At 44.3% G+C, this 2,584-nt stretch carries 2 protein-coding genes; both read left to right on the top strand.

All coding sequences use genetic code 11. The annotated features are described in order from the left end of the window. Positions 1–320: 320 nt before the first annotated feature. Positions 321–1,169: a hypothetical protein gene (locus KDK15_RS14825; RefSeq protein WP_257296161.1), complete on the top strand. Its 849-nt coding sequence runs from the start codon at positions 321–323 to the stop codon at positions 1,167–1,169. Between the two features lie 165 nt (positions 1,170–1,334). Then, positions 1,335–2,504, top strand: coding sequence for an alpha/beta hydrolase (locus tag KDK15_RS14820; protein WP_257296160.1), 1,170 nt, complete (start codon positions 1,335–1,337; stop codon positions 2,502–2,504). Positions 2,505–2,584 lie beyond the last annotated feature (80 nt).

The following is a 2,584-nucleotide window of genomic DNA, read 5'->3' as shown; positions in this document are numbered from 1 at the left end:
GAATAAAGACTGTGCCAATCACCCTTCGACCGTGCATCCTGAGCGGAGTCGAAGGACGCTTAGGGTGAACGGAGATTGTGCGCATCAAACCTATTGAAATATAGCAGACAGGGAGGAAGGCCTGTCCTGTCAGGTCAATTTAATAAAGTCGATCATAGCGTGTAGAGGGAACTTATGTTAATTAAAATTGACTAACTTTTTCCCCACAGCATTTTATTGATTGGTGCTTTAACATGAATTCAATACCGAGTTCCTCCGGGCAGCTTCCGGTATATCCACAGGCAAGTTCACTCAATACTGCGTCAAGTGATGGCTGCAGTTTGGCGAAGCAACAAGAATCACTCAGCCGTCTGAAAATTACCGATGATCAGCCAAGTGCAGGCAGCACACCAAGCCCGGTTAACATTACTGACAGATCGGCCTGTATTCCTGCCAGGCCAGCCACCTACGATTATGTGGTCCCTTTTGATGGTGAAACTTACAAGGTGACAACTGAGCAATTTACCTATGATGATGGTTCTTGTGGCCTTAATTTAATGCTGGAAAATGGCGATAGGTTTTTGCAGTGCTCAAGACCGTTTTCCGAGTTTACTCGACATGAACGCGAGTATAACGATCCTGACTTTGATGAAGATGAACATATAGCAAAATTGATGCTTATCAAAGACTATTCAGGAAACGAAGGATGCCTGAGTTTTCTAACCAGGAATAATATTGTAAAAGTAGTTGGCAAAGTGGAATCCATGTACGTTGACTTTCCGATAGTTCAGTTGTTAGCAAATAGAAAATCCAGTGAAGAAAGCAGTGCAGCGGCTTCGGTTGATTCTTTATCATCCCGAATTGATGCCTTTTCCGGAAGAATTCTTGTTCCCCCGTTCAAAGAATTTCAGCAGTTTCTTTCACGAGGAATGGACACTAAGAAAAGAATGCCTGACCAGCAGGTGAATATGCTCAAGAAATACATTGGTGACCGTAAGCTGAGTGTTCTTGAAAAATCCAGTTTTATTCACATTGCTATCTTTATGGATTACGGTAAAGAAACGCCCAGGCTACCCATTGCCTGTAGTGATTTCGGCTACAGTTTAGAAGAACTGGAACAGCTTCGTCGGGAAAATAAAAGTTCAGTTGATGTTGCCTCTGATGTGATATTGAGGAAGCAGTGTTTTTGACCTTGAATTATCTTCTAACCATGTTTCAGGAGTATCGCTATAAAAAACCGTATACCCATATGATCAAAGACTACGGGTTTATTTCTCCGCGAGTATTGCTGACCGCTGTCTTTTAATTAAAGGGTGAGCCGGGTTTAGATACTGATTGGAATTAAAGAGGTTGTTATGAATTACGGAACTATCGCTGATAGATACACCTATGAATCCCCTGTGTTGAGGAACCGGGCGAAGGACGCACCCTCTACTAATGATCAAAAGCCGCACATGGGGATTCGTTCTACTAAGTCCGTCGAGCCTGATAGTTATTTATCCCGGGCTAAGGATCTCATTTGTTCTGTCCCCGGGACTTGCTATTCAATTTTATCAAGATCTGCAGTTGTTCTAACTCCTTTTCATTGGATGGTTGAAAACAGGCTGGGGGTTGCCAAGTTTGTTGGTATACCCTTGGTGCTATCGCAAGTGTTTCCATGGCTTGGCAAGAATTATCCTGATAAGTTCCCGTTTCTCCGACAATTTCCAAACTTACAAGAAAGTCGTGAGATTGTTAATGCAGCCTGTGAGAAAGCCAATACCAATGGCTTTCGGACTGAATACCTCACAATTAAACAGGATTCGGGCATATTGCATGGTGTGATTTGTTATCCTCCCGACTGGGACCCAAATAATAGTCACTGTATTCTTTATAACAACCCAAATGGTATGGTTCTTTCACAGCTACTGGTCAGGGGTTATCTTAATCCGGGGTCGGCACCCGGACGAATCCAGTCAGAAAAGAAATGCCCGGTCATTCTTTATGACTATAGAGGGACGGGGTTAAATCAGAGTGATGGGCTGTCGGGTTATCTTCCCTTCTCAACCTATGAAACCGTCGTGCAGGATGGTGTCGCTGCGCTGGGATATGCGCTGGAAAATTTTGAGCGTGTATACGTAGCGGGTACTTCTCTTGGAGGCGGGGTTGCCACCGCTGCTCTTGCCAGACGCCTTGAAGCCAGCGGGGGGCAGGATGATTCAAGAGTTGAGTTACTGTCCCATGATTCTTTTACCACAACGTCAAGAGTTGTCATACCAGACAGGCCTCGACTTGCGGATTTTCTGGGGTGGCTGGTAGGGGGTAATCTGGATGCTGAAGCCCCTATGCGTAAATTGATTGATCGTAAGATTAACATCGTGTCACTGAACCATCGTGATGATCCGGTTATCCCGAGAGGGGCTCGTATGTCAGAACTTATTGAGTCGCTTGATCATGGTGAGCGAGAAGCTGGGCGAGTATTTGCAAAGGAATTTTCAGGCGATAGCCATGCAGTATTGACGTCTGAAATGGCACAGTACCTTTGAGTGAATCAATGTTACTATGTCTGCACCATAAGTAGTTAACCAAATGAAATCATATTTTCTGACTAAGTGATCAGTCACTC

Source organism: Endozoicomonas sp. YOMI1, from assembly GCF_024606345.1.
Classification (GTDB): domain Bacteria; phylum Pseudomonadota; class Gammaproteobacteria; order Pseudomonadales; family Endozoicomonadaceae; genus Endozoicomonas.
The sequence above is the reverse complement of the archived record's forward strand: the minus strand, read 5'-3'. Positions and strand labels throughout refer to the sequence as shown.

Excerpts from the sequence above, each read along its gene's own strand:
- KDK15_RS14820 (WP_257296160.1), top strand. The coding sequence starts at position 1,335 with ATGAATTACGGAACTATCGCTGATAGATACACCTATGAATCCCCTGTG.